Raw genomic sequence first — 22,501 nt, 5'->3', positions numbered from 1 at the left:
TCGGGCGGGCTCTAACCTTGAGCACCGATCCCCGGTTGGTCTGCCGGCAGGGCCCGCCTGACTTTGAATTTCGATTCAGGGTCGAGATCGGCCGAATTCAGTCCACGATTCACGCTCAGAATCGCGAAGGATTGGAGTTGGCTGGAAGACCGTGGAGGGGGTTCGACATCCGATTCGTGTGCCGCACCGTGTGCCGACTGATCTGGCGGAAGGCTTCTGGAGCCGAGCATCGCCCGGATGTCGCCCGCGCCACGTGAGGATCGCTTAGCCTGGGCCCGCACACGGTGACTGACGTCTGGGAGGTTGGTGGCGATGGCGACAAGTTCGGCCGCCACGATCGACGCTCAGACTGTGGTCCACACGCTTACCAGCCAGCTCGTGGATACTGGCGGCCGGGCGGTCCTGCTTGCGGGCGAAGGCGAGCCGAGCCTCGTGGTGCTCCACCCAGAGATCGGCCTTGTGGCGGTCGACATCGATGAGTCGGGAGTCGATGTGGGCGATCCCGCTCCCTTCCTCCGTCTCAACGAGAAGGTGCACACGTTGCGCCAGACTCTGCGGCTGGACGCGGCAACCCCTGTCGGGCGGGTGGTGCTGAATCCCCACCGCGAACTCCCCGAGCCAACCCTCGGGGTTGGCGGACGCACGAGCATCGGTCCCGCCCAACTGATCGATCTGGCCTGGCTAACAGCCGTCCCAGCCCAGCCTCTCGACGAGGAGCTCGCTGCTGCGATCGCCGAGCTGCTGGAGCCGACGTTCACGTTTGAGACGACTTTCCGTCGTGGCGCTCATGACGAGGGTGCTGAGGAGCGCGAGAGGCTGCGGGTCACGCTCGATGCCGCGCAGGCTTCGATTGCGCAGCGTGACGACATCGACGTCGCGCGCGTGCAGGGGCCGCCGGGCAGCGGCAAGACACTGGTGCTCGCCGCTCGAGCACGGTGGCTGTCCGAGCACCACCCGGATTGGCGGATCAAGTTTCTCTGTTTCAATAACGCGCTGGTGCCGTACCTCAAGAGCCTGGTGGCGGGCTACGGCAATGTCGAGGTGACGACGATGTGGCCCTTCGCCTCCGAGTTCGGGGTCCAGTTCTCTTTCACCAACGAGGCAGCGAACAGCCGGAATCTCGCACAGGCGAGACTGAGCGGAAGGCGGCCCATCGCCGAAGCCGTGCTCCTTGACGAGGTTCAGGACTTCAACCAGTCATGGCTCGCGATCGTGTATGAAGGACTGGAACCCAGCCGGGGTGGCATGGTGATGGCTGGTGACAAGGCCCAATCACTTTATGGCGACAATGATCTCCCGAGGGTCATCAAGGAACGCGGGGTCGAGGAGCTACATCTCAGTCGGCCTTACCGCAGCACCCGCAGCATCCTTGGGGCCGTCGGGGGCCTCAACGACGAATTCACGGTCGCCTCGATGGATCAGGCACCGGACGGCGAGCCCGTCGACCTGATCTGGGCTGCTTCCCCAGCTGAGCAAGCGGCCGCGATCGCGTGGGAGGCCCACCTGATGCGGTCCAGCGGAGATCGCGAGCCGGGCGACATGGCCGTTGTCATTCCCAGGTACAAGGGCTTGATCGGTCAGATCAGGCCCGCGCTTGACGCGTTAGAGATCCCCTACACGGCGGTCATGTCTAAGGACGATAAGAAGGCGTTCGACCGCACGACGAACACGGTCAAGATCATCACGCCTCACTCGGCGAAGGGCCACGAGTTCCCGGTCGTCTTCCTCTTCGGCCTCGACACCCTCCCGGCCTTTGATCCCGCCGACGGCGATGCGGTAAGGGTGGGCCGAGCGGCCTTCGTGGGCGCGACCCGGGCTAAGGACCAGCTCCTCGTCACCTACACCCGCGACAATAGCTATCTCAAGATCCTCAGCACGGACGAGACTTACGTGCGCCGGTGGCTGTGGCCCGACCAGTACGACGGGATTCCTGATCGTGGCTGAGCTAGTCGTCTACTCCTATGTAGGCCCGGGTGAGCGGGATACCGCCGAGACCTTGGCGTCCGAGTTGCCCGCCGATTGGGTAATCGTTGCGGGCCGAGCCCTGCCGACGCCACAGAAGGACGACATCGACCTGCTCGTCGTCGGGGCCAACCGCGTCTTCGTGCTTGAGCAGAAGCATTGGGGTCCCGCCATCCAGGTCGAGAATGGCGGCTGGCTGGTTAAGGGTGAGCTTCGGCAGAGCCCCATCGGCCGCAACAGCCAGGTCGCCAAGATCCTCGCCGGTGTACTCAAGAGCGCGATTCCTGGTTACAGCGCGGCCGCCAAGGGGAGCCACCTTGTCGAAGCGCGAGTTGTTCTTTCGCATCCAAAACTTGATCTCGACACCAGTAATTACCCGTACGACGACGACCAGATCCTCCCGCTCTCGGAAGCCGCCGAGGTCTTGCAGCACGCCGATAGCGGCGTCACCGGCTTCCAGCAGATCCGCCACAAGGTGATCGACTTCGTCAGCGGACTGAGTGTGCGGGAGACCAAGCCGTTGAAGCTCGGACCGTTCGATGTCGAATCGGAGGTCGAGGGTGTAGGACGCTCGCGCGTGTTCTACGCCAAGGACAGCGATGGCGATCCCGCACTGCTGCGGGCGTACCCGATGGACGGCTGGGGACTAGGCATCGACGTGCAGCAGCTCGTGACGCACGAGCGCCAGGCCACGAAGAAGATCGCTGACATCCAGCGCTCCTGGCCGGTCGAGGCGACGTTCGTCGATGAGGTTCGGCGCTGGATCGTCCTCCCGACGCGGCCGATCCCGAGCGTCTCTCTCGCCCGCCACGCCGCTGCAGGCAAGCTCGACGTCAAGCGCGGCCACGGCCTCACCGAGCGGGCCGCCGGGATCGTCCTCGACGCTTTCGACGCCCTCGCCGAGGTGCACCAGACAGGGGTCGCGCACCGCGGCCTGATGCCTGAACGCGTCCTGGTCGGCAAGAACGACCGGGTCCTTTTCCGCGACTTCTACCTCGCACATGCAGATAGTCAGGTCACAGTCGGACCGATCGTGGCCGACACCGTCGACGGTTCGGTCCCCTTCCGCGCGCCCGAAGTCGCCCAGTTCATCGGCGGGGCGTCCCCGAAAGCAGACGTCTACTCCCTCGCGCTGACCCTGCTGTGGTGGATCAACGGAGATGTAGCCGTCAAGGATTCCGCTGTGATCAAGGCGGCTGCGTCTGCCGTCGCCCAACTCGACGCCGTCACTCAGCTCCTCGCCGAATGCCTGGCCGACGAGCTGGCCGACCGCCCCGAGGCAGCAGAGGTCGCAGCGAAGCTGCGGGAGCTCCTCCAGCCGCCGCCACCGCCGTCACCACCCGGTACTCCACCCGCGGCGCCAGGCGCTAGTGGCGAGGAGGGGCCACTTGACTTGTTCGCCGTCGGCAATGCCGTCGGGCCGAACGGGCGCTGGCGCATCGAGCGCATGCTCGGTCAAGGCGGCTTCGCGTCCTCGTGGCTGGCGACCGACACCCAGGTGAACGCTCAGCGCGTCATCAAGCAGTATCACGCGGCCGAGGCGGTAGCGAATGCGCAATTGGAGTTTGAAGCGGCGGCGAAACTGCACCACCCGCGCTGTGCGCGGGTCTGGGACTTCTCACCGGTGCCGCCCGTCTACTTAGTATCGGACTACATCGCGGGCCGAACCCTGAAGGAGCTGGGTCAGGAGCGTACGGCGACAGAGGAGGATTACCGCAAGATCGCTCTGGACATTCTGGAAGCGCTTGCCTACCTTCACGACGAAGGCCAGCTGCACCGCGACATCTCGCCCAACAACATCGTCGTGCGCGACGACGGCCATGGAGTCCTGATCGACTTCGGGCTCTCGGTCGCCCGAGCCGACGCGCATTCTGTTGTGGGGACTCCCTGGTACATGGCCCCCGAGGTAGCAACCGGAAACTGGTCGGTGTCCGCTGACTTGTACGCACTCGGAGCGAGCCTGCTCCATGCGATGCTCGGCCGGCCGCCGTTCAGGGATTGGGATAAGAACGAGCTCGATCCACTGACCGCCGAGGAAGAGGAGACTTGGGGCCCAACCGGCGCCGCAGTCGCGAATGCGCTTTTCAAGTTGGTGGCACTAAGTCCTCAAGACCGGCTCCTGGACGGCGATCCGGTGACTGCCGCGAGCTTCGCGGCGTACCTCAAGACGGTCGCCGCTGCAAAGGTCGAGGAGGGCCGCGAGGCTATCAACCCGACCGTGCTCAGCCTGCGTCGGCTATATCGCGGGAGCGCCGTGGGCAACGCCGGCAACCGCGGACTCGACGACGAGTTCGCACGACACACATATGTCGAGACCCGGCTCGACACCCGCCTCACTCCGAGCGTGCTGGCCGGCGAACTCGACGTCGTCCTCCTGACCGGCAACCCAGGGGACGGCAAGACCTCCTACCTATACACGCTGCGCGAGTATCTGTTCGAGACAGGCGCTCACGACGTCGTGGAGCCGACGGCGGCGGGCTGGCGAATGAAGCGCGGCAGCCGCACGTACGCCGCGGTCTACGACGCAAGCGAGGCGCGTGACGGGAAGACGTCTGACGAGATCCTCAGCGAGGCGCTGATGGGCGATGCCGAACACACCGCCCTCGTCGCGATCAATGACGGCAGGCTTCTCAACTTCTTCGTGGCCCACCAAGACGTCTTCCCGGACTGCTATGTCGCGGTGAGCCGCTACTCGCAGGGCCAACCAACCGACACGCCCAGGATCGCGATCGTGGACCTCAAGCGCCGGTCCGTGGCACCCACCGCGCCTGACGACCACGGGCTGGCAGGCGCCGTCCTCGATTCGTTCGTGGCTCCGGCGCTGTGGACCGACTGCCGGACGTGTACAGCTCGAGGCGTGTGTCCGATTCTCGCTAACCGGAACCTGCTGCGCGAGGCGGGCAAGAGCCCGCTACTGGAACTAGTGTCGATCTCGCACCTGCGCCGCAAGCGTCGAGCGACCTTTCGCGACGTTCGGTCAGCCATCGCCTGGACGATCACCGGCGACCGAGGCTGCGAAGACATCCACGCCGCGCTCGCAGACGGGCGCGACCTGCGGATGACGGACGACTCCCGGGTCTTCGACGTCGCTTTCGACGCAGGCAACCAGGACTACCTCGTCGCCGAGTGGGCGACCGTCGACCCAGACCTGTTGAGCGCCCCTGGCGTCGAGCGTGCGCTGCGCGACGGCAGGTTCGTCCTCGATGGCGGACGCCGTCCGGGCTCAGAGAAGCGGCAGCTCTTCTTCGATGGCGCCGGGCAGAGCGGCGTGGGCCGCGGCGAGGTTCGGGCGTACCGGTTCTTCGACGAGTTCGTCGGCGTCCTTGACGGGCGTGAGGACATTGAGTTCGTGCTTGCCAAAGTCCTGCTCGGACTCAGCCGCGTGCTCGGGGCGCACGGTTACCGAGGATCCGCGCTCGCCCTGCTTGACGGCGAAAGTGCCGGCTGGTCGGTCCTTCGCGAAATCCCGGCAGAGGAGTTCACACTCGAGCCGCTCCCAACGGACGCGACATACGTCGAACAGCAGCCCGACGGTCTCAAGCTGTCGCACGCACTTGGCACCATCGTGCTGACGCTCGACTCCTACGAGCTTGTCCGGCGCGCGGCCGAGGGCGAGATCCTCGGCGACGCCGGCTCCGATGCGGTGAAGCTGGAGCTAAGCGCGTTCGGCAACGTGCTGCGGACGACTCCGGCCCATCGCGTCCAAGTGGTCGACCCAGCCGGGCGCCCCGATGCCATCAAGATCGTCGATGGCGTCATCACACGGGAAGGCGCGAACGCATGAAGGTCGACCTGCCGAAGAACCTCCGCACGTTCACGTTCCGTGAGCTCACCGTCGTCGACACTAACGACACTGACGTCGAGCGCATGCTCACCCAGATATTCGAGATGGCCATCAAGCAGGGGCGGACCGCAACCAATCTCGCTGCCGCCAAGCAGTACGACGAGAAGCGCGCCGCGCTCGGCCGCAGTAACCGTCTCGTCGGCTTCGGTGACGGCCGCGGTCAGGCCGTCCTAGACGGCTGGCTACGGGCATCGGTCGTCGAGATGGGCCGAGCTGGCCTCAGCCGCGCAACTGAGCAGATGCAGTATTTCCGCCCCACGACGGTCGCCGTCTTCCGTGCAGGGTTCCCATCTCGCAGCCGGCACCGCGGCGCCGACCTGATCGTCTACCGCGAGCTGCTGCGTGAAGCGATGGCTCGTCGCCCGGAAGACGGCGAGGGCAAGGCGAAGACGTGGATCCATGAGCGGTTCAAGACCGCCTTTGGGCGCGGCGTGGACTTCAGCGACCCGCCGAAGTGGGGACCGTCGTACGACGGCGCCGCGGACCTCGACATCACAGCCCTGCTTTCCCTGTACTTCCTGGAGGAGTTCGAGGAGAAGACAGCGTCGCCCGACAAGGACCTCGCCATCGACTCGCCGGTCCCGGCGGCAACACGGCCATTGGGGACCGACGTCCTCGACTACATCCAGGCGTACGGTGATCGAGCGCCCGCCCTAGTGATGTCTCAACACCTCGCCGCCATCATCGGCCTGCGGCTCTTCCAGCTGCCGTTGCGCTCAGCTCTTGCCACCCGTGCCCTGATTGAGACCGAAGGGGAACTCACCGCCGACATGGCCGGGCCCTCCGCCTCGAATCCGCTGGAGCAGTACGTTGACTTTACCGGTGACAAGGGATCGCAGTCGGACCTACTGGCTCGTGAATGCGTGCAGCGGGACCTTGAGGTCACTCGGCAGTTCTTTTGGGATCGCCTCTACCTGCTGTCGATGCGCACCGCCCCGGTCTCCAAGCCGATCTTCGAGGACGACGCGACCAGCGCTGCGGAGAAGTTAGCTCAGCTCGCAAGGTCGAAGGAAGCGCCCAAAGTCGAGGCCCACCTGGAATACCTCTTCTCACTGGTCGAGCAGGAGAACACGCAGACGGACGACGAGGACACGACGCCGTTCCTCGCCGCGATGGCCGCAGACTCCAGGCCGATCGCCGACCGGCTCACCGACGTGCTCGTCGAGGCACTGAAGAAGCGGGGCTACGAGAACGCGTTCAAGTGGTTCTGGTCGACCGGCGGAATCAAGACCGACGTTGGCATCCTGGCAGGTGCACTCAAGGCGCGGCCGTCATGGACATACGCGCCGTCGGACAAGCTGCTGGCGTCGCTCCTCGCGGTCATCTTCGCCCGCTCAGGAGGCGGACCCGCCCTCGCCGAACTCCCGATCCGCGACGTGCTCGATCAGCTCCAGAGTCGGTTCGGGCTCTTGGTCGATCGGCCGCCGGCAGGGCTGGACTCGGCGGAGAACCGGGCGGCTGCGGCGCACAACCTTGAGGCCTTCAAGTATCGGCTTCAGCTGCTCGGCGTCTTCGAAGGCCTAAGCGACGACCTTAGCGCCCAGCGGGTTCTCAACCCGCTGGTCAACTTGAGGGAGGGCGAATGAGAAGCCGAGTGCTCGAGGCGCTCGCCTCCCGGATCGTCGCCTCGGTGCGGGGCGCCGAGGCGGGCCACTGTGTCCGCGTCGACGACATCCTCGAGGAGGACGCCTTCGCACTGGCCGCGCTCGTCCGGCAGGAGGTCGACGCAGCCAAGGTACGGATCGCTGTACTTGCTGTGCAAGACCAGGAAGACGCCGTGACGGTCGAGTCCGCGGTCGGCATCCGCAACGACAAGACCCACGCCTTCGTTCTGATGGTCCCGCCCGGCCTGGCCCATGCTGCGAGCTCCCTGGACAACTCGTTCGAACGTCTCCCCCTCGTCCGAGAGCTGGAGGAGGTCGCAACGCGCCTCAAGCACGAAGTCGCATCTCGCTGGCCGGAACTGCCCGTCACGCTCGTGCTGCGGAGGTCGCGCGTGCCGATCGAGGCAAGGCTCGACTTCCTGGCAGCGGTGCTGGAGTCCGAAGACTCCGCCGACTTCGGAAAGGAGTTGTGGCGGGTCGGTCTCATCGTCGACACGTCGGAGCCGCCGCAGCTGCGAGCCAATCTGGATCGCAATGCCGATCTGGTCGCCCAGGTGGCTAGGCCTGCCGTGGCGACCGCGACGGTCCGCGAGCGACTGCGCAAGGCTCGCGTCGCCCAGGGAGAGGTATTCGAGAAGCTGGTCGGGGTGCTTAATCCCGCGGTCGCCGATCTCCGCGACACGATCGGCTGGACGCGCAAGCTGTTCGAGGAACACGGCATCACCCTCGCCGGCATACCACTCGATAGCGAGGTCGAGTCCGCGCTCATTGATCTTCAGCTAGACAGTTTCACCAAACCGGACGGCGGCGTAGAGGCCTTCAGCAAGCTACAGGCGACGGACGACGGAGCCCTCTTCGTGCAGACGTCACAGGACAACCCGAGCTCGATCGGACTCCGGTGGAAGACTCGGCCGGGCAAGCCAAGCGACGTCGCAAACTGGCTTCTCGAACTCCTGCCACCGGAGGACCTCCGCGATGACGGTACTCCCTCCACGCTCGAGACCAAGATCAAGGGCACACGCCTGTCCGCCACCCTGAAACTTGAGCTGGGTGCCGACGACCTCGCGGCGGGCGCATTGTTCGTCGTTCGCATCACCGCACTCGACGCCAACGGCACCCCGATGCTGCTCACAGACGGGACGCCGGCGGTCAGGGACAGTGACCAATTCGAAGTCATCTTCGAGGAGTCACTAGCGGAACGGCTGACCCGCCAACCTTCAGCGGGCTCCTTGGCGGAGGCCCAGCTGCACGCGGTGCTCTCCGGTGCCTTGAACACCGACGTCGACATGCAGGCGTGGGACTTCGGCGGTCGGGTCTTCTCGGTACGGATCGGGAAGCACCTGGGGGCACAGGTGCGAATCGCACCGATCCTGGTGCAACTACAGCGCCGCGTGATCGCCGAACCCAGCGTCACGGCGTTAGAGGCGACCTCCGAGTACGGCGACCCCATCGACCCTGCCGACGTGACAGTGCAGCGCTGGGACCTCCCCTTGGCGTTCTCCAAGAAGCGCAAGGAGCTTCTCACGCTTCTCGCGCAGGGCGCTCCCCATGACGTGCCTGAGGTCTTCCGCTGGGACGCGGCCGCTCGGCAGGCAGCACTCGACTACGTGCAGACCTACAAGCGTGCCCTCGATTCCTCCGACGGGGCGCTGCGGGAAGCGCTGCTGCGGCTCGACACCCTGTCACTGGAAGTGGGTACGTCGGTCGGCACCGAGCGGGCCGTCGTCGTGTTGCCGATCCACCCACTCCGGCTCGGCTGGATCGCGGCGCACTACGGTGTCGTCGAAACGTGGTGCACGGACCTCGTTTCGCTCGGCGGCGCGAAGGCTCGCCGCTTGGTGGTCGACGAGGCGCTTTTCGCCCGCGTACGGCCGACGAACCTCCCCTTTGCCGGCCCCAACGCCGACGGCAAGGTCCTCGTCTACTTCGACGAGGTCGCCTTTGGCTCGGCTGTCCTCCTCGAGCCCAATCTCGCTGCCCCCGAAGCGGTGGCGTCGGTCGTCTACGCCGCCTTGGATATGCCGCGCGAATCGAAGGCGCTGGACTCCGTCGCCCAGATGGTGTCGAGCCGACTCAGGGACTTCCGCCAGTCGCACCCGGAAGTGCAGGCACTTCGCCTCGCTGCGATGAACCCCGGCGACGGCGAAGTGCTCGGCCTGGCTGTCGAATCGCTCGTCGACGTCGCGGCCGCGGCTGACGAAGTTGCATCCGCGGCCCCGCCGCGAGTGGAAGTCGTTGCCTACGGCCGTCACGCCGGCTTCGCCGCTCCGCTGCCGCGACTGGCGCAGCTGCAGCACACTCTGCAGCTCGCCCAGGTGCCGGGGCGTCAGAGCCACCTGGCGCCACCCCTCGGGCTCGCGATGCGTGAGCCAGGGGCGCTCGTTACCGACGATCGTGCCGCCCACGTTGCGCTGATCCAGGATGTGGCGACACTCGAACTCGCCCCAGCTGTTGACGAGGGGTCGGACCGGTTCACGGCATTTCACGACCTGCTCACACCGGTCATCACGACGCGAGTGGCCGTCGATGGCAAACCGGGTTGGTTGGCGTCACCGGCGCTGGCCTCGACACCGGAGGCTCCAGGGCGAGCTGTCGTGGAGACGCACAAGTCACATCAGGCAGCGCTCGGCTCCACACTCGGCTTGCACGCCCCTCCGGCGTTGCGGATCGGGATCGAACCCGACGGCCTACAGGCGATCCGCGTGCTTCACGAGTTGTCGGACTGGGTTCTGACGCTCGACCGCTTCGTCGGGCTCGACTTGTACGAAGACCCAATCGCGATCGGACTCGGCAGTCACAGCTACATGCTCGACTACGCCCCGGACTTCATCGAGGGGCTCAGCCACCGCCTAACGGTGACGACGAAACATCGCACCGAAGTCGCCCAAATCCTCGGGCACGCGATGGAGGAGCTCGGCCTCGACGCTCTCGACCAGTCGATAACCCTGGTCATCGACAAGCTGCTCACGATCTCCGGCCGCCTCGTGCTGAGGCTGCAAGGAAGCGAATCCTTCGCGCGAGAAGCGGTGAGCCTTGCCGCCCTCGTGGCTCACCTGGATGCCCGCAGGAAGCTGGACGACACCATTATCGTTCCTGTCGACTCACACGACGAGATCTTTGGACGGCAAGCACGCGAAGTTGATCATGCGGCGCGACGGTGCGACCTCCTGCTGGTGCGGGTGCTGCGCAACGGCCTGCGGATCGAGTGTGTCGAGGTGAAGTCCCGTAAGGCGGCGGCGCTCCCAACACAGCTCGCCGACGACATTGTCGACCAGCTCGAGGAGACCAAGCGCCTGCTGGTGTCAAGGTTCTTCGCGACCGACCCCCCGCGTGTCGACGCCGCGCTCCAGCGTGCGCGGCTCGCCGGCATGCTGCACTACTACGCCGAGCGGGCCGCGGTGAGCGGCACGCTGTCACCGGAAAAGCTCGCAGGTGTCCACAAGCTGATCGACCGGCATCTCGAGACCGGCGCGCCCGTGGAGATCTCTTTGCACGGTTACGTCATCAGCCTCCACGGTGCGGCAGGCATCCCGGCGCAGCACCGTCAGGTCCCGATCGCCGTATTGACCGCCGCCGACCTGGGCCAGGCCGGTTTCTCCACGAAGTTCGACCCGCAGCGCGACGATGCGTTCGTGCTCCCCGAGGACGCCGAGGACGAAACGCTCGACGAGACGCCGGCGACGCCAAGCTCGGAGGCAAGGGCCGAAGCCGAACCCGAACCGGGAGCCGAGCCCCAACCCGTCCCTGAACTCGAACCTGAAGCTGTCCCGGAGCCCGAACTGAAGCTCACTCCCGCCTCGACGACGACCTCGGCAGTGACGCTGGACGTCGTGCTGGGCAAGGACGGTCAGGGAGGCGATGTCGTCTGGTCGGTGAGCACTAAGGGCAGCCCGCACGCCTTCGTCGTCGGCATACCTGGACAGGGCAAGTCGGTGACGACCCGACGCATCGTTCGTGCGTTCTCCGAAGCGGGCTTGCCGTCGCTGCTGTTGGACTTCCACGGTGACATGGCCACCGACCCGCCACCGGGTGCCAGCGTGATCGACGCCAGCCACGGGCTCCCCTTCAGCCCCTTCGAAGGCGTCCTCGAGACAGGCCCGGTGCTCAACTCCTTGGCGTTCGAGACGGCCGAGATAGTCGCCTACGTCGCGAGTCTGGGAGAAATCCAGCAATCGCACGTGTACAAGGCCATTCAGGAGGCCTACAAAGATGTCGTCGACGGCACGACTCCGCAGGCGCCCACAGTCGAGCATTTCGCCGACAAGCTCGAAGCCATCGAGGCCGCAGCGAAGGGCAAGCACGCCCGCGAACGCATCCGGCCGCTAACCGACTTCGGGCTGTTCGCGGAAGATGCAGTTGGCACGTTCGACCCGCGCGCAAGCGGCATGGTCATCGACGTCAGCTCCATCACGCTAGAGCAGGTGCAACTGGCGGCCGGAGCCTTCCTGCTACGAAAGGTCTACCGCGACATGTTCCAGTGGCCGCAGGACGGGAAGCTCAAGCTCGCCGTCGTACTCGATGAGGCACACCGTCTGGCGAAGGACGTCACTCTCCCGAAGCTGATGAAAGAGGGCAGGAAATACGGCGTAGTCATTGTCGTGGCGAGCCAGGGAGCGGCCGACTTCCATAAGGATGTCGTGGGAAATGCGGGCACCAAGATCGTCTTCCGCACCAATTTCCCGGCCAGCAAGCAGGTCGCCGGCTATCTACGGGGGCGCACCGGTCAAGATCTCAGCCTAGAGATCGAAAAGCTCAGCGTAGGCCAAGCCTACGTTTCGACTCCCGACGTCCCCCAGGCCCGAAGGACCCACATGGCACCGTAGGGCCCTTGCTGCCAAGGGTACGCCGCCCCAATGGAAGATCCGATACGGCTCCACCTTGGAGTTCGGATCTGGTCGCTGTCTTCCTGGCAGTCGCGACGAAGGCGACCGGATCGGGTCTCCGGTGCTCTTCCCGACCCCTGACCCTCTGGTGCGCTGGTGTGGCAAGCGGTCAGCCACTCTACTTCGGCGCGGCACTCGTCTTAGATGCTGGCGAGGTACTGCAGGAGCATCGCCTGCAAGTCCGGCTTGGCGAAGAACAGGTCGAACAAGTGTCCGTCTTCTCGTGCCTTCGACCAACATCTCCATGACCCGGTCGGCCAACGCTCGCGTCTGGTCGTGCAGCCGACGATCGATCGCAGAACCTCGGGAGTTGGCTCTGTTCGGTGCCGCGTGGGCCCGCTGCTCCGGCGATCATTCCATCGACGCGACCTTGCCCTCGACAAAGGCGGTCTCCTCAGGATCAAGGCGGTACTTCTCGCAGAGTTGGGCGTCGATCTCGGGGATCGACTTGGTCCAGTCGATGTCTGATGCCGTCGTGAAGTCCTGGGCCGGGACGAACTTCCAGGTGGCGCGAGGGTTGTCCTGGGTCACCTTGAGTACGTAGAGCATGGCTCGGGCGAACTTCGTCTTCACGTAGGCGAAGCATGCCTTCGCCTCCGCTTCGGTCGCGAACGAGCCGATGGTCAGGAACGTCTGGGTAACAGCGACACCTGGCTCCACGACCTCGGGGGCCGCCATCCAGCCAAACTTGTTGGTCTCGTTAGCCTTCGGGAGCGCAACTTTGTACCTGCCGAAACTCTCCGGGCCGGCGATGTAGTCGCTACGGATCCAACGGCGAAACCGCTTGTTCTTGATCACTCCGAGGACCTGAACGTAATCGAAACCGTCCGACGGCGGATCGGCGTGATAAAGGAACGAGAACTGCTCAAAGGCATTCGTGTTGACCAGCGCAGCGTTGCCTTCAGGGCGAAGGGCGCGCGCTTCAGGGTGGTCGTCGTAGAGCTTGTCCGTATAGCGGTAAGAACGTGAGCTCGTGATCCCAAGCGACTCGATGAACGCTGTCCCTGACTCGCGGACCTTGTGCAGGATCGTGTTCAACTCGGGATAGGCCGTGAACGTCTCGATAGGTTCGGCGGCGCGCTCCGCGTCTCGGTACGTCACGGCGATTCCTGCGCGAATCTTGGTGCCCGGAAACAGTTCCGAGCTGTCGCGGACGTAGATCGGCACAGTGAGATGCGGGTCGGTGAGCATCTTCTCGTTCCAAGCCTTCGGCGTGAAACCCGCGTTGAACAGGAAGCGTGCCGGGGTGATGAGGACGGCCTTGGTCCCTAGCTCGTAGGCCGCGTCCATGAACAGGTGGTAGACGGGGGTGTCGCGTTTGCCCTCGCCTTGGGCTTCCTCCTGGTAGGGAGGGTTACCGATGACGACGTCGAACTTCTTGGCCATGTCAGTCGTCTCCCAGCATGTCGTCCACGATCTGTTCTCGTTCCTCGGGGGTCATGCGGGCGAGGTTGCCAACCCGGAAGTGCCCAGAATTCTCTAGCCAGGCTCGACGATCCGGCACTCCGCCGCTGACGGCCTCCAAGGTGATGTCGTGCAGTATCTCGTTGTGGCTCATCTCGAACACCTGCCGCGTCAGTATGTGCCGGAGCCGCTCGTCCTGGTCGGGGAAGGTCTTGGTCAGACCCTTGTCGAGCCGGCGCACGAGTTCCATCAGGAACAGGCCGGCGGTGGAGAACAGGTCGGCGAACGTCTTGTCTGGGTCGGAGAAGATGCCCGGGTTCTCGGCCTCTAGCGTGTCGCACATCATCTGCACGACCGGCTTCGGCGTGAAAACGAGCGAGGTCTTCTGTTGCGGGATGTACGCGAAGATGTCCTCGGTGAGCGCGGGGTCGAAGTAGTCGGAGAGCTCGTCCTTCTTGTTGAGAAACTCCTGGATCGCCTGGTTGAACACTGCCTCATCGAACAGGCCCGGAACCTTAGTGACTACACCGGTCGTTGGGTCGGAGACCTCGCGGCCGTCGCGGAGCTTGCGGAAGTCCTCCTCGGTGATCCCCGTGATCTCGTGGAACACGTCGTCCGGGGTGTAGTCGTCGAAGCTGGCAAGGGTGATGTTCCGGTCGCCATAGGCCATGAGGAACATCGGGATGGTCCGTGCGAAACCGCGCAGGTGGTCGCGGGCCGCATCCATCGTCTTGTCGACCTGCTTCTGGGCCTTCTTGGTCTCCTCTCGCTTGACGACGGTCTCGGTGACGGTGTCGAGCGTGTTGTGGAAGATTGAGAGCACCTGTGCGTCGAGTTCGGCCTTCGCCTCGGCCTTCTTCGCCTCGACCGCCTGGAACTCGGCTTCGGTCGCCGCTTCCTTGGCTTCGGCGTCGATGTGGCTGAGCGCGATCTGATGGTCGACGTACGCGCGTTCCACCTTGGCCTTCACCTGCGCCTCGGTGGCTCTCTCGTCGTTCTGGATCTGCGTGGCTGTCATGCCGTACTCGGCCGCGGCCTTGGTCCGTGTCCCGCGCGCCTTCTCTGTGACGATCGCGGCAATCTGCTTAGCCGCCTCGGCCGCCTTCGTCGTGGCCGGGTCGAGCGGCGGCACGTCCTCGTCGGAGTAGACCGGCTTGCCCAGCTCGGCGACCTTGGGGTTGATGACGGTGCCGACGTCGACCTGAACGTTTCCGTCTGCGTCCGTGGTCGGTGGCGGGACCGAGACCTCGACCGGCTTGCCTTTCTCGACCTTCTTCTCCTTGGCGACGGGGAGCTGGTTGAGGATGTCCTGGAAGTGCTCGACAGCCCGGAAGATGCCGGACACATTCGCGAACAGGAGGTTCGACAGGAAGCCCCGCCGAACGACCTCACGGGCCTTAAACACCTGCGGGAACGTGAGCACCTGAGCGGCGTCGAGCGCAATCATGCGGCCCTCGGTGTCCTCGCCCAGGATGGGGAAGAAGTTCAGCAGCCGACGGATGTTCTCCCTGCGCTCACCGGCATCGATCGGTGGGTGCGGGGCAAGGTTGTTCGCGAACGCGTCAAAGATTGTCAGCGTGCGCTCGGGGGCGAAGTCGAAGATGTAGGCGTTCTTCTTCTGGTAGACCTTGTCGCCCCGCATGAACATGCACTGGTTCTGAGACCGGAACGCCGCCTGCATGTAGAGAGCCGGCGAAGACAAGTTGGACAGCATGATGACCGCCGTCCACTCCGGCACCGTCACGCCCGTCGTGAGCTGACCCACCGACAGCGTGATCGTCTTGCCGCCGTCGGCCTCCGCCTTCGCGATGGCTGCGCGGACCTTGTCTAGGGACTTGCCCACGGTCACTGAGTCATCGGCGTCCTCGTCCAGCCCATCACCGGCGTCTGTGTGGGGCCGGCCGTCGCCGGCCGCCAGGATGACTGTGTACTCGCTAAAGACAGGGTGCTTCTTGAGCATCCGCTCCAGCGCCTTGGCGGAGGCGACCCGGTTGAGCAGCCAGAACGAGTGCCTAATCTCGTCACGCAGCTTCGGGGTGGAGAACGGATACTTCTCCTGCGTCGTAAGCGCGTCCAGGAATCGCGCTACGTCAGCTTCGTAGACGAAGTAGCCATTGTCCTTGGTGGAGAAGAACTCAGCCAGGTCGAACGTGTAGTCGACGTTCCCCTTCTCTTCGTCGAGTGCGACGCCTTCGGCGAGCCGGTCGGTGACCATGCGGGAGAGCTGGTAGGTCAGCAGGTTGAGGGTCGGGAGCTGGGCGTATGGGTTGTCCTGCGTCCCGTCGGACCACTGCTCCTTGGCCGTTTGCTCGTTCTCGTAGGTCCAGTTGAAGATCTGGTCCTCTCCGAAGCGACCCGACGCCAACGCCTTGAACGGTGTGCCCGACAGGTGCAACGTGTGCTTGCGCTTGATCTGGTTGAAGGCCACGTCGGTCTTCGTCGTGTCGACGCCTTCGTGGGCTTCGTCGATGACGAGCAAGTCCCAGTCAGCGTCCGCGATGTGCTTGAGCTTGTCGAAGGAGCCGCCGAAGTACTGCGATCCCTTGAGGTCCTGGAGCGAGACGAAATCGATGATGCGGGGGTCCTGGTCGACCTGCTCCAGTGAGTACGCCTTCCACTGTTCGCGGGTCATCGGGCTGCGTTGGGCGAGCGACGGCGAGTCGGACACGAACTGGTAGCTGGTCTGGTGGCCAATGAACCGCTGGTAGTCGTCAAACCAGGAGTTGGCGATGGCCGGGCGATTGGTGACGATCAGGGCACGCTTGACGTCCATCTTCCGCATCAGGTCGTACGTCGTCAGCGTCTTGCCGAATCGCGGCTTCGCGTTCCAGAGCACCTCGCCGGACCCGTGCGGGCCGAACGCCGTCATCGCCTGGCTGACCGCCTGCTGCTGCTCGGGCCGCAACGTGTAGTCGTCCTGCGATGCAGCGAGCGGTGTGGTGAAGGATTTCGAGGCGAACTCGAAGAAGTACTGCTGGCTGGTGTTCGGGGCGCCGGCGAACTTGTGCCACTCCGTGCGGTGCGGGGTGGCGTTGGGGTCGAACTCGCGTGGGATGCCCTGTTGCTTGAGGAAGGCGTGGAAGTCGCTGTCGCGGAACGACCCGCCGTCCTCGGTGATGAACGCCGCCCTGTACGCCCAGACCTTGATCTTCGTGATGTTGAGCTGGGATGCCTGCTGGTTGATGCGCTTGTCAGCCGACTCCTGCTCGGTGTACCCGATCTTCTCCCACCCGTCGTACTTCGGTACGTCTGGGGTGCGCCACGAGTAGATGTACGGGACAACTTCGCGGTAGGTGCTGATCTTCGGGCTAGCCATCGGTCTTTGCTTGTTCGTGAACTCTCTCAATTCGGCACGCCTGATAGCTGTCGTAGACGGTGAAATCGAAACCAGCGTCGTCACGGAGCGAGGCGAGGGTAAAGGGATCGCGCTGCACCTCGCCGGGCTTTCCGTCGATCCGGTGCCACCACGAGAACTGGATGTCTTCCCCGCTCGGGGTCTGGCCGGCCAGGGTATTGCCGCGCACGATGTTCGTCTCGATCAGGAACGCCGCTGCCTGGTGCAGGTCGGTCGTCGGACTGCAGGGGGTGCCGAGGGCATCGTGGAACCTGTGGAACTCGGCGAGCATGACCGCCTTCGCGTCCTGGTGGTTGTCCTCGAGAAGTTCGATGCCGTAGATCGAGGCAAGCGCGAACAGCGACTCCGCCGGCCACGACTCAGCCGGGTACCGCGTTTCGATCGCATGGAGCTTGCGGCGCAGGATCGCCACGAGGAAGTTGCCGTGGCCTGCCGCCGGCTCAAGGAAGGTCTTGTCGACGAAGTCGGGGCCGGTCTCCAGCTCTTCACGGACCAGGTCGAGCATCTGGTCGACCATGTGACGCGGGGTGAAGACCTCGCCGTAGGTCTTCACGCGGTGCCGCGACTTCACGACCTGCTCCTCGACAACCGTCCCCCTCACCGTCACCGTTGCCGCACTGTCGCCGACGATGAGGAAAGCAGCTCTGTGAGGGCGAGGTCGTCGGCCGACGTGTGGCGCAGGTCGGCGAACCGGCCATCTCGTGATCGCGACACAAGCACTCCAGTCTGGTCAAGCCGAGCCTTCGCACTAGAGGTTAGCGGCAGGAGCCGACAATCTCGTTGCCCGCGGAAGCGTGACGAATGACAGTGCGGGACGCCTCGCTGGTCGGCCACCCTCTGGACCAACGTGATCTTGTCCTCGAACTCTTGGAGTGCCATCTGTCCCCTTCGTCGCCCCGAGCGTCCGGAACAACCTATGCGGCCAGCCCTTGAGCACGGCGGATCTGTCGCCCGTGTCTGGAATCAGAACTTCAGGACCGTGATCAGAAGGTGGCGTGGGGTCCGCGAGTCATGGTCTCAGAGCCGGGGAATCGGACCCATCACTCGTCTTCCGAGACCAACGTCAAGAGAGGCAAGTCCTCCTCGCCGACCTCGTCCGCGGGCTCAAGATCCTCCGGCACAGACTCCGTCAACGGATCAATCGCGTCGTACTCCCTGGCCCACCTGATTGCCTCCGGGTGACCATATGTCGGAGACAGCAGCCGGCCAGGGGCCATCGCTCGGGCGCACAAGGCCCGCATCAAATCTGGATTAGCTTTGGACATCGTATTGAAGAGTTCCCGAAAGACCTGTTCGTCGAGAACGATGCCCACCGAGGACCAACCCTGCGAAACCGATAACCGTGTCTGAAGCGTGACCCTGCCGTCACGCTCGTACAGAAGAACACGCCCGGTGGACTCATGATGCCAACGAGACGACGACTCCGGACCGCGCCACGTCTGCGCCGTGTGCAATGTCGTGACCATGTCGGCTCCTTGACGTTCGCATGCCGGGCCACCAATTATCTTCGAGCGTCCTGATTCGGTCCACAACGATCCTTGCTTCGCCACCGCCTCAGGACACCTCAGCAACGCCACGCCGCCGTCGTGCTGGATCCTCCGTCCCGGGCGGCGACCCCCGACAGGGCCCGCGTGGCGGTTCAGGCAAGGTCGCGTCTCCTGAAGCTGCGTCTGGAAGAACCTCAAGAGCGGCGGGTCCGTGCTGTTACTCGCCGTCCTGATGCCAGAGAGCCTGGCCCACGGCACGTCCGGCCTCGAGTGTGCCGGACTCGGTATTGGTGATGTAGCGAGCTAAGTGCACTTCCACGCTGTGCCCGAGCAGGTCGGCAGCACGTTTGGGCGGAACGGCGTTGTCGTGCATGAGGTTGGCCAGAGTGTGTCTGATCCGGTGCAACCCAATCTCCGGGACGCCTGCTCGCTTACAGAGCCGCCTGAACCGGGTCCGGTACGTCTCCGGGTCGACGCCGGCTCCGAACACGTTGACCACCACCAGGCCATCCGGACTGTCCCAGCACGAGGCGTGCTCGGCGCGGTCCTTGGCCTGTGCCTCGCGGAGGTCTCGCAGGGCGTCCATGACGCCCGGATGCAGGTCGTCGGGGTGCACGCTGCGGCGCGAGTTGCCGGACTTGGCGTCGTCGCGATCGGTCTCACCGTTTGAGCCGCCGGTCCGGGTGCGGCTGGCCTCCACGCACACCGTCCCTTGCTCGAAGTCGACAGCGTCCCAGCACAACCCGAGGACCTCCCCACGACGAAGGCCGCAGGCGCTGAGCAGGAAGGCCGGCTTGACCCAGCCACCGTGGCGCGGGTCGTGGCGATCGGTCACGTCTGGCTCCTCCCCGAGGTACCCGATGAAGCGGCGGAGCTCGTCCGCGGTCCAGGTGACCGGCGCGGGTGTGCGGGTCTTGATGCTGGACTTGCGCGGAGGCTTCACACCGGCGGCAGGGTTCGATGCGAGGTGGCCGGCGCGCACGCCGTACTCGAACACCAGCCGCACCGCGAGCAGGGTGTAGACGATGGTGCGATGACTCGCGACCCGGCCGGTCCGGGTCGGTTCACTCAGCATCGCCGTCCGCAGCGCGATCACGTCGTCGGCGGTGATCCCCTCGACGGGTGTGTCCGCGAAGTGGCGGCGCGCCCTGGCGAGGGCTCTGCGGTAGCCATCGATCGAGTTGGGGCGGATCTCGCCGAGCTTGCTGGCCAGGAACCGGTCGGCGAGCAGATCGAAGGTCACCGGGGCCGCTTCAGGCGGCTCGGCCTGCCTGGAACGAGGGACGGCCTCGGGGGGTGCATAGGTCCCGCTAGCGACTTGACCGAGCGTGATGTCGCGCCACTCGACGGCCTCTTTCAGGCCGCCGGAGGTGGTCGGGAAGCTGCGCTGCGCCTGTCGACGAGGTTCCGCACGTACCTCGATGACCACGCGGTACTTGCCGCGGACCTCACGGATGTGGTGGTAACGGGTCCGGTCGTTCAGGTCAGGCTTGCGGGGCAACCTGACTCACCCCCGTCACCTGCGGGGGGCTGGTGCCGTTGGTCTTGAAAAGGTCCAACATCGTTGTCTCCTTGGTTTCTGTAGACTCAGGTTTGCTGGTCGTTGCTGGTTTCAACGACCGCGAACGGAGGAAAATTCCCTGATCTAGACTCAGGCAGCTTCCGCCGCCCGAGCTCTATCAACAGGCGTGGATCTGGGCGTTCCGCCCGCTCTGCGGAGCCACTGGCACACGGATGGCACACGCTCTGCAACTAAACGAACTCGCCAAGTCGGCGGAACTTGCACGTTCCACCATTCCTCATCGACCGGGCCTCACAGTTCTTCGTCCTCCTCCGGTTCTTGCTGTTCTTGTTCGAGTGCGCGAGCCGCCGCACGGAAGATCCGTGCACCCTCGGCCATCTCGCGGGCGACTCTCCGTAGATCCGCCGGATCCGCTCGCCCGACGGCATTCACGCGACGGATCGCCGGGTCGTCCGCCCACGGTTCAAGAGCCGCCTCGTGGATCTCGCGTCGTTTCTCGGCGGCCGCGAGCTCGCGCAGCATCATCGCTTCAGCGAGACGCCGCTTCCCCGCGGCACGTGCCTTCCTTGTGCCGCCCCCGTGGAACATGCACACCGTCCCGCCCGGGATCGGGGCGCGCTTGCACCGCTCCCCCGTGGTCTTCGCTGTCGCGGTACAGGTGACCGCCGGTCTCCCCCTCATTGTCTGATCTCTCCTTCCATGAGGTACCTCGATCCGCCGTCCATCCCTGGGCTCTCAGCGAGCCTCATCTCGGGCGGTGGTGTCATCCCTGTGGGCGGCCTTCCGCCCCACTCCTGTGCCGGCCTGTGCGGGATGTGCGTCCTCGAGCGTCTACCTCTCAAGAGCAACTTGGAGAAAGGGATCCTCTCTAAGCTGCACGCCGCGCACGGGCCGGGGGGCCTAGTTCCGGAAGCGCACCCCCTTCCAAACCGTGACCGGGTGGGGACCCTGAACCGGGCCTCCTAGGGGGTTGAGGTAGCGACGTTGGCGCTGCCCCTTGGCGAAGGGGACCGGGAGACCTTCGTTCGACGCCAAGCGTGAGGAGAAGGTCTTCTCGCTCCAGGGGATGCGATGGCCCTTCTTCTCCAGGTAGCTGTTGAAGGCGTCCATGACGTCCGACAGGCGCACGGCCGCGTGGGGGTCTGCCTCGAGGCGCTCCTGGAAGAAGCCGACCAGGTCGTCGGACTCGGTACGCCACGCAGCCGTGGCCTCCTCGATGACGGCGGGAGGTGAGGCCATCACCTGCCCGTTGTCGTACCAGTGACGGGCGTGCTTCACCAGCTCGGCAAGGACAGCTTCGAGGACCTTACGCTTCTTCATCCGTTGCCTGAGCGTCTGGTCGACCGTGCCGTCATCGGCTCGATACTTGCGCTCGAAGGGGATCAGCATCAGGCGACGCCACGTGCCGTGGTCGGTCTCGTTCACGATCGGGGCGTGGTTGGTGTTCACGACCAGAGCGTGCGTGGTGGCGAACTCCACGAAGTCCTGGCGCATCCCCCGCGCTTGGATGGTCTCGGTGCCGGTGATCGTCTTCAAGCGCTGCGTGTTCAGTCGGCCCTGCTCCGGTAGCTCCTCGAGCACTACCAGCCGAAGGCCGCGCAGAGTCATGAACTCGGTGGGGTGCTCGCTGGGGTTGGCCAACAGCAACTTCTGGGTCACGACTCCCGCGTAGTCGCCCAAACAGAGGCGGACCGGGTCGAGCATCGTGGACTTGCCGTTCCCGCCCACTCCCACGTTGAAGGGGATCCGGTCATCGCTCGGTGTATGCCCTGTAGCGGCTTGACCCAGCCGGTCCAGCAGGTACTCGCCAACCTCGGCAGGAAGAGCCTGCTTGGCCTTCTCCCAGTCGCGAGAGCGGGCATCCGGCACGTAGTCGACGCGCGTCACCTTGGTCATGTACAGCGCAGGGTCGTGCGGACTGAGCACACCGGTGCGCAGGTCCACGACGCCGTTGCGGCAGTTCAGTAGGTCCGGGTGGCTGTCCAGCTCACCCACCTCGACCCGGAAAAGGGCCTCCATCGCCTTGACGATCCGCAGGGCCCGGTTCTCGTAGAGCAGCCGGATGACCCTCTCGATGAGATTGCGAGGGGCCTGATGCTGGGCCAGTCGCTCCAGCCATTGCGTGGACGACTCCAGGATGGTGCCCTTGAGTTCCCCGGAGTCGGTGCGGCGCCAGCGCGTGCCGTCCCACTTCAACCAGCCGACGCCGTGGCAGAAGACCACCGGACGGCACTCGGACTCGAATACAGCTGCGAACCGGTGAGCGAGACGGACGTCGGTGAAGGCCTCGTCGAGGTCACCCGCCGGGATGTCCTGGTGCTGAATCGCGTCGCCGGTCGCCGACTGAAGCGAAGTTGAGTGGTGCTTGCGACGGTGATCCTCGCCGTAGCGCCATTCCTCCGCAGCAGCTACAGCGTCGTCCCACTTGTGCTGCGGATGG

The 22,501-nt window shown here is 64.9% G+C and carries 11 protein-coding genes; 4 read left to right on the top strand and 7 right to left on the bottom strand.

All coding sequences use genetic code 11. The annotated features are described in order from the left end of the window. Positions 1–312 precede the first annotated feature (312 nt). Genes E3N83_RS18120 through E3N83_RS18105 form a run of 4 tightly spaced genes read left to right on the top strand, consistent with a single transcriptional unit; the run spans position 313 to position 12,233 of the window. Positions 313–1,944: a 3'-5' exonuclease gene (locus tag E3N83_RS18120; protein WP_151084527.1), complete on the top strand. Its 1,632-nt coding sequence runs from the start codon at positions 313–315 to the stop codon at positions 1,942–1,944. Next, a complete protein-coding gene (locus tag E3N83_RS18115) occupies positions 1,937–5,746 on the top strand; it encodes a protein kinase domain-containing protein (RefSeq protein WP_151084526.1) in 3,810 nt (1,269 codons plus the stop codon). The genes E3N83_RS18120 and E3N83_RS18115 overlap by 8 nt, the downstream gene beginning before the upstream one ends. After that, positions 5,743–7,392: a methylation-associated defense system protein MAD7 gene (gene mads7, locus E3N83_RS18110; protein ID WP_151084525.1), complete on the top strand. Its 1,650-nt coding sequence runs from the start codon at positions 5,743–5,745 to the stop codon at positions 7,390–7,392. The genes E3N83_RS18115 and mads7 overlap by 4 nt, the downstream gene beginning before the upstream one ends. Before the next feature lie 8 nt (positions 7,393–7,400). Continuing rightward, entirely contained in the window at positions 7,401–12,233 is a 4,833-nt protein-coding gene (locus E3N83_RS18105) for a helicase HerA domain-containing protein (protein ID WP_151084524.1), read from the top strand. A 411-nt stretch (positions 12,234–12,644) separates the two neighbouring features. On the opposite strand, the gene E3N83_RS18100 is transcribed toward E3N83_RS18105, so the two are convergent. From E3N83_RS18100 to E3N83_RS18070, 7 genes are all read right to left on the bottom strand, one after another. Then, positions 12,645–13,679, bottom strand: a complete 1,035-nt coding sequence (locus E3N83_RS18100; protein WP_151084523.1) for an Eco57I restriction-modification methylase domain-containing protein — start codon at positions 13,677–13,679, stop codon at positions 12,645–12,647. A gap of 1 nt (position 13,680) precedes the next feature. Further along, the gene (locus E3N83_RS18095) at positions 13,681–17,013 is read right to left on the bottom strand and encodes a DEAD/DEAH box helicase (protein WP_151084522.1); all 3,333 of its coding nucleotides are present in this window, start codon (positions 17,011–17,013) and stop codon (positions 13,681–13,683) included. Continuing rightward, on the bottom strand, positions 17,006–17,623 hold the full coding sequence (locus E3N83_RS18090) for a DNA methyltransferase family protein (RefSeq protein ID WP_151084521.1): 618 nt from the start codon (positions 17,621–17,623) through the stop codon (positions 17,006–17,008). The genes E3N83_RS18095 and E3N83_RS18090 overlap by 8 nt, the downstream gene beginning before the upstream one ends. 469 nt (positions 17,624–18,092) lie before the next feature. Continuing rightward, positions 18,093–18,365 (bottom strand): hypothetical protein, encoded by a 273-nt coding sequence (locus E3N83_RS18085; protein ID WP_151084520.1) that lies wholly within the window; start codon positions 18,363–18,365, stop codon positions 18,093–18,095. Between the two features lie 391 nt (positions 18,366–18,756). Further along, entirely contained in the window at positions 18,757–19,782 is a 1,026-nt protein-coding gene (locus E3N83_RS18080) for a site-specific integrase (RefSeq protein ID WP_151084519.1), read from the bottom strand. A gap of 570 nt (positions 19,783–20,352) precedes the next feature. Further along, entirely contained in the window at positions 20,353–20,586 is a 234-nt protein-coding gene (locus E3N83_RS18075) for a hypothetical protein (RefSeq protein WP_151084518.1), read from the bottom strand. A 375-nt stretch (positions 20,587–20,961) separates the two neighbouring features. Next, positions 20,962–22,371, bottom strand: a complete 1,410-nt coding sequence (locus E3N83_RS18070) for a DNA primase family protein (RefSeq protein ID WP_272950308.1) — start codon at positions 22,369–22,371, stop codon at positions 20,962–20,964. Positions 22,372–22,501: the final 130 nt, after the last annotated feature.

The organism is Nocardioides cynanchi, from assembly GCF_008761635.1.
In the GTDB taxonomy this organism is placed as follows: domain Bacteria; phylum Actinomycetota; class Actinomycetes; order Propionibacteriales; family Nocardioidaceae; genus Nocardioides; species Nocardioides cynanchi.
This window is presented reverse-complemented; position numbering and strand designations above follow the sequence as displayed.

Coding starts and splice junctions, on each gene's coding strand:
- E3N83_RS18100 (WP_151084523.1), bottom strand. CDS start 13,679: ATGGCCAAGAAGTTCGACGTCGTCATCGGTAACCCTCCCTACCAGGAG.
- mads7 (WP_151084525.1), top strand. CDS start 5,743: ATGAAGGTCGACCTGCCGAAGAACCTCCGCACGTTCACGTTCCGTGAG.
- E3N83_RS18120 (WP_151084527.1), top strand. CDS start 313: ATGGCGACAAGTTCGGCCGCCACGATCGACGCTCAGACTGTGGTCCAC.
- E3N83_RS18095 (WP_151084522.1), bottom strand. CDS start 17,013: ATGGCTAGCCCGAAGATCAGCACCTACCGCGAAGTTGTCCCGTACATC.
- E3N83_RS18075 (WP_151084518.1), bottom strand. CDS start 20,586: ATGATGCTGCGCGAGCTCGCGGCCGCCGAGAAACGACGCGAGATCCAC.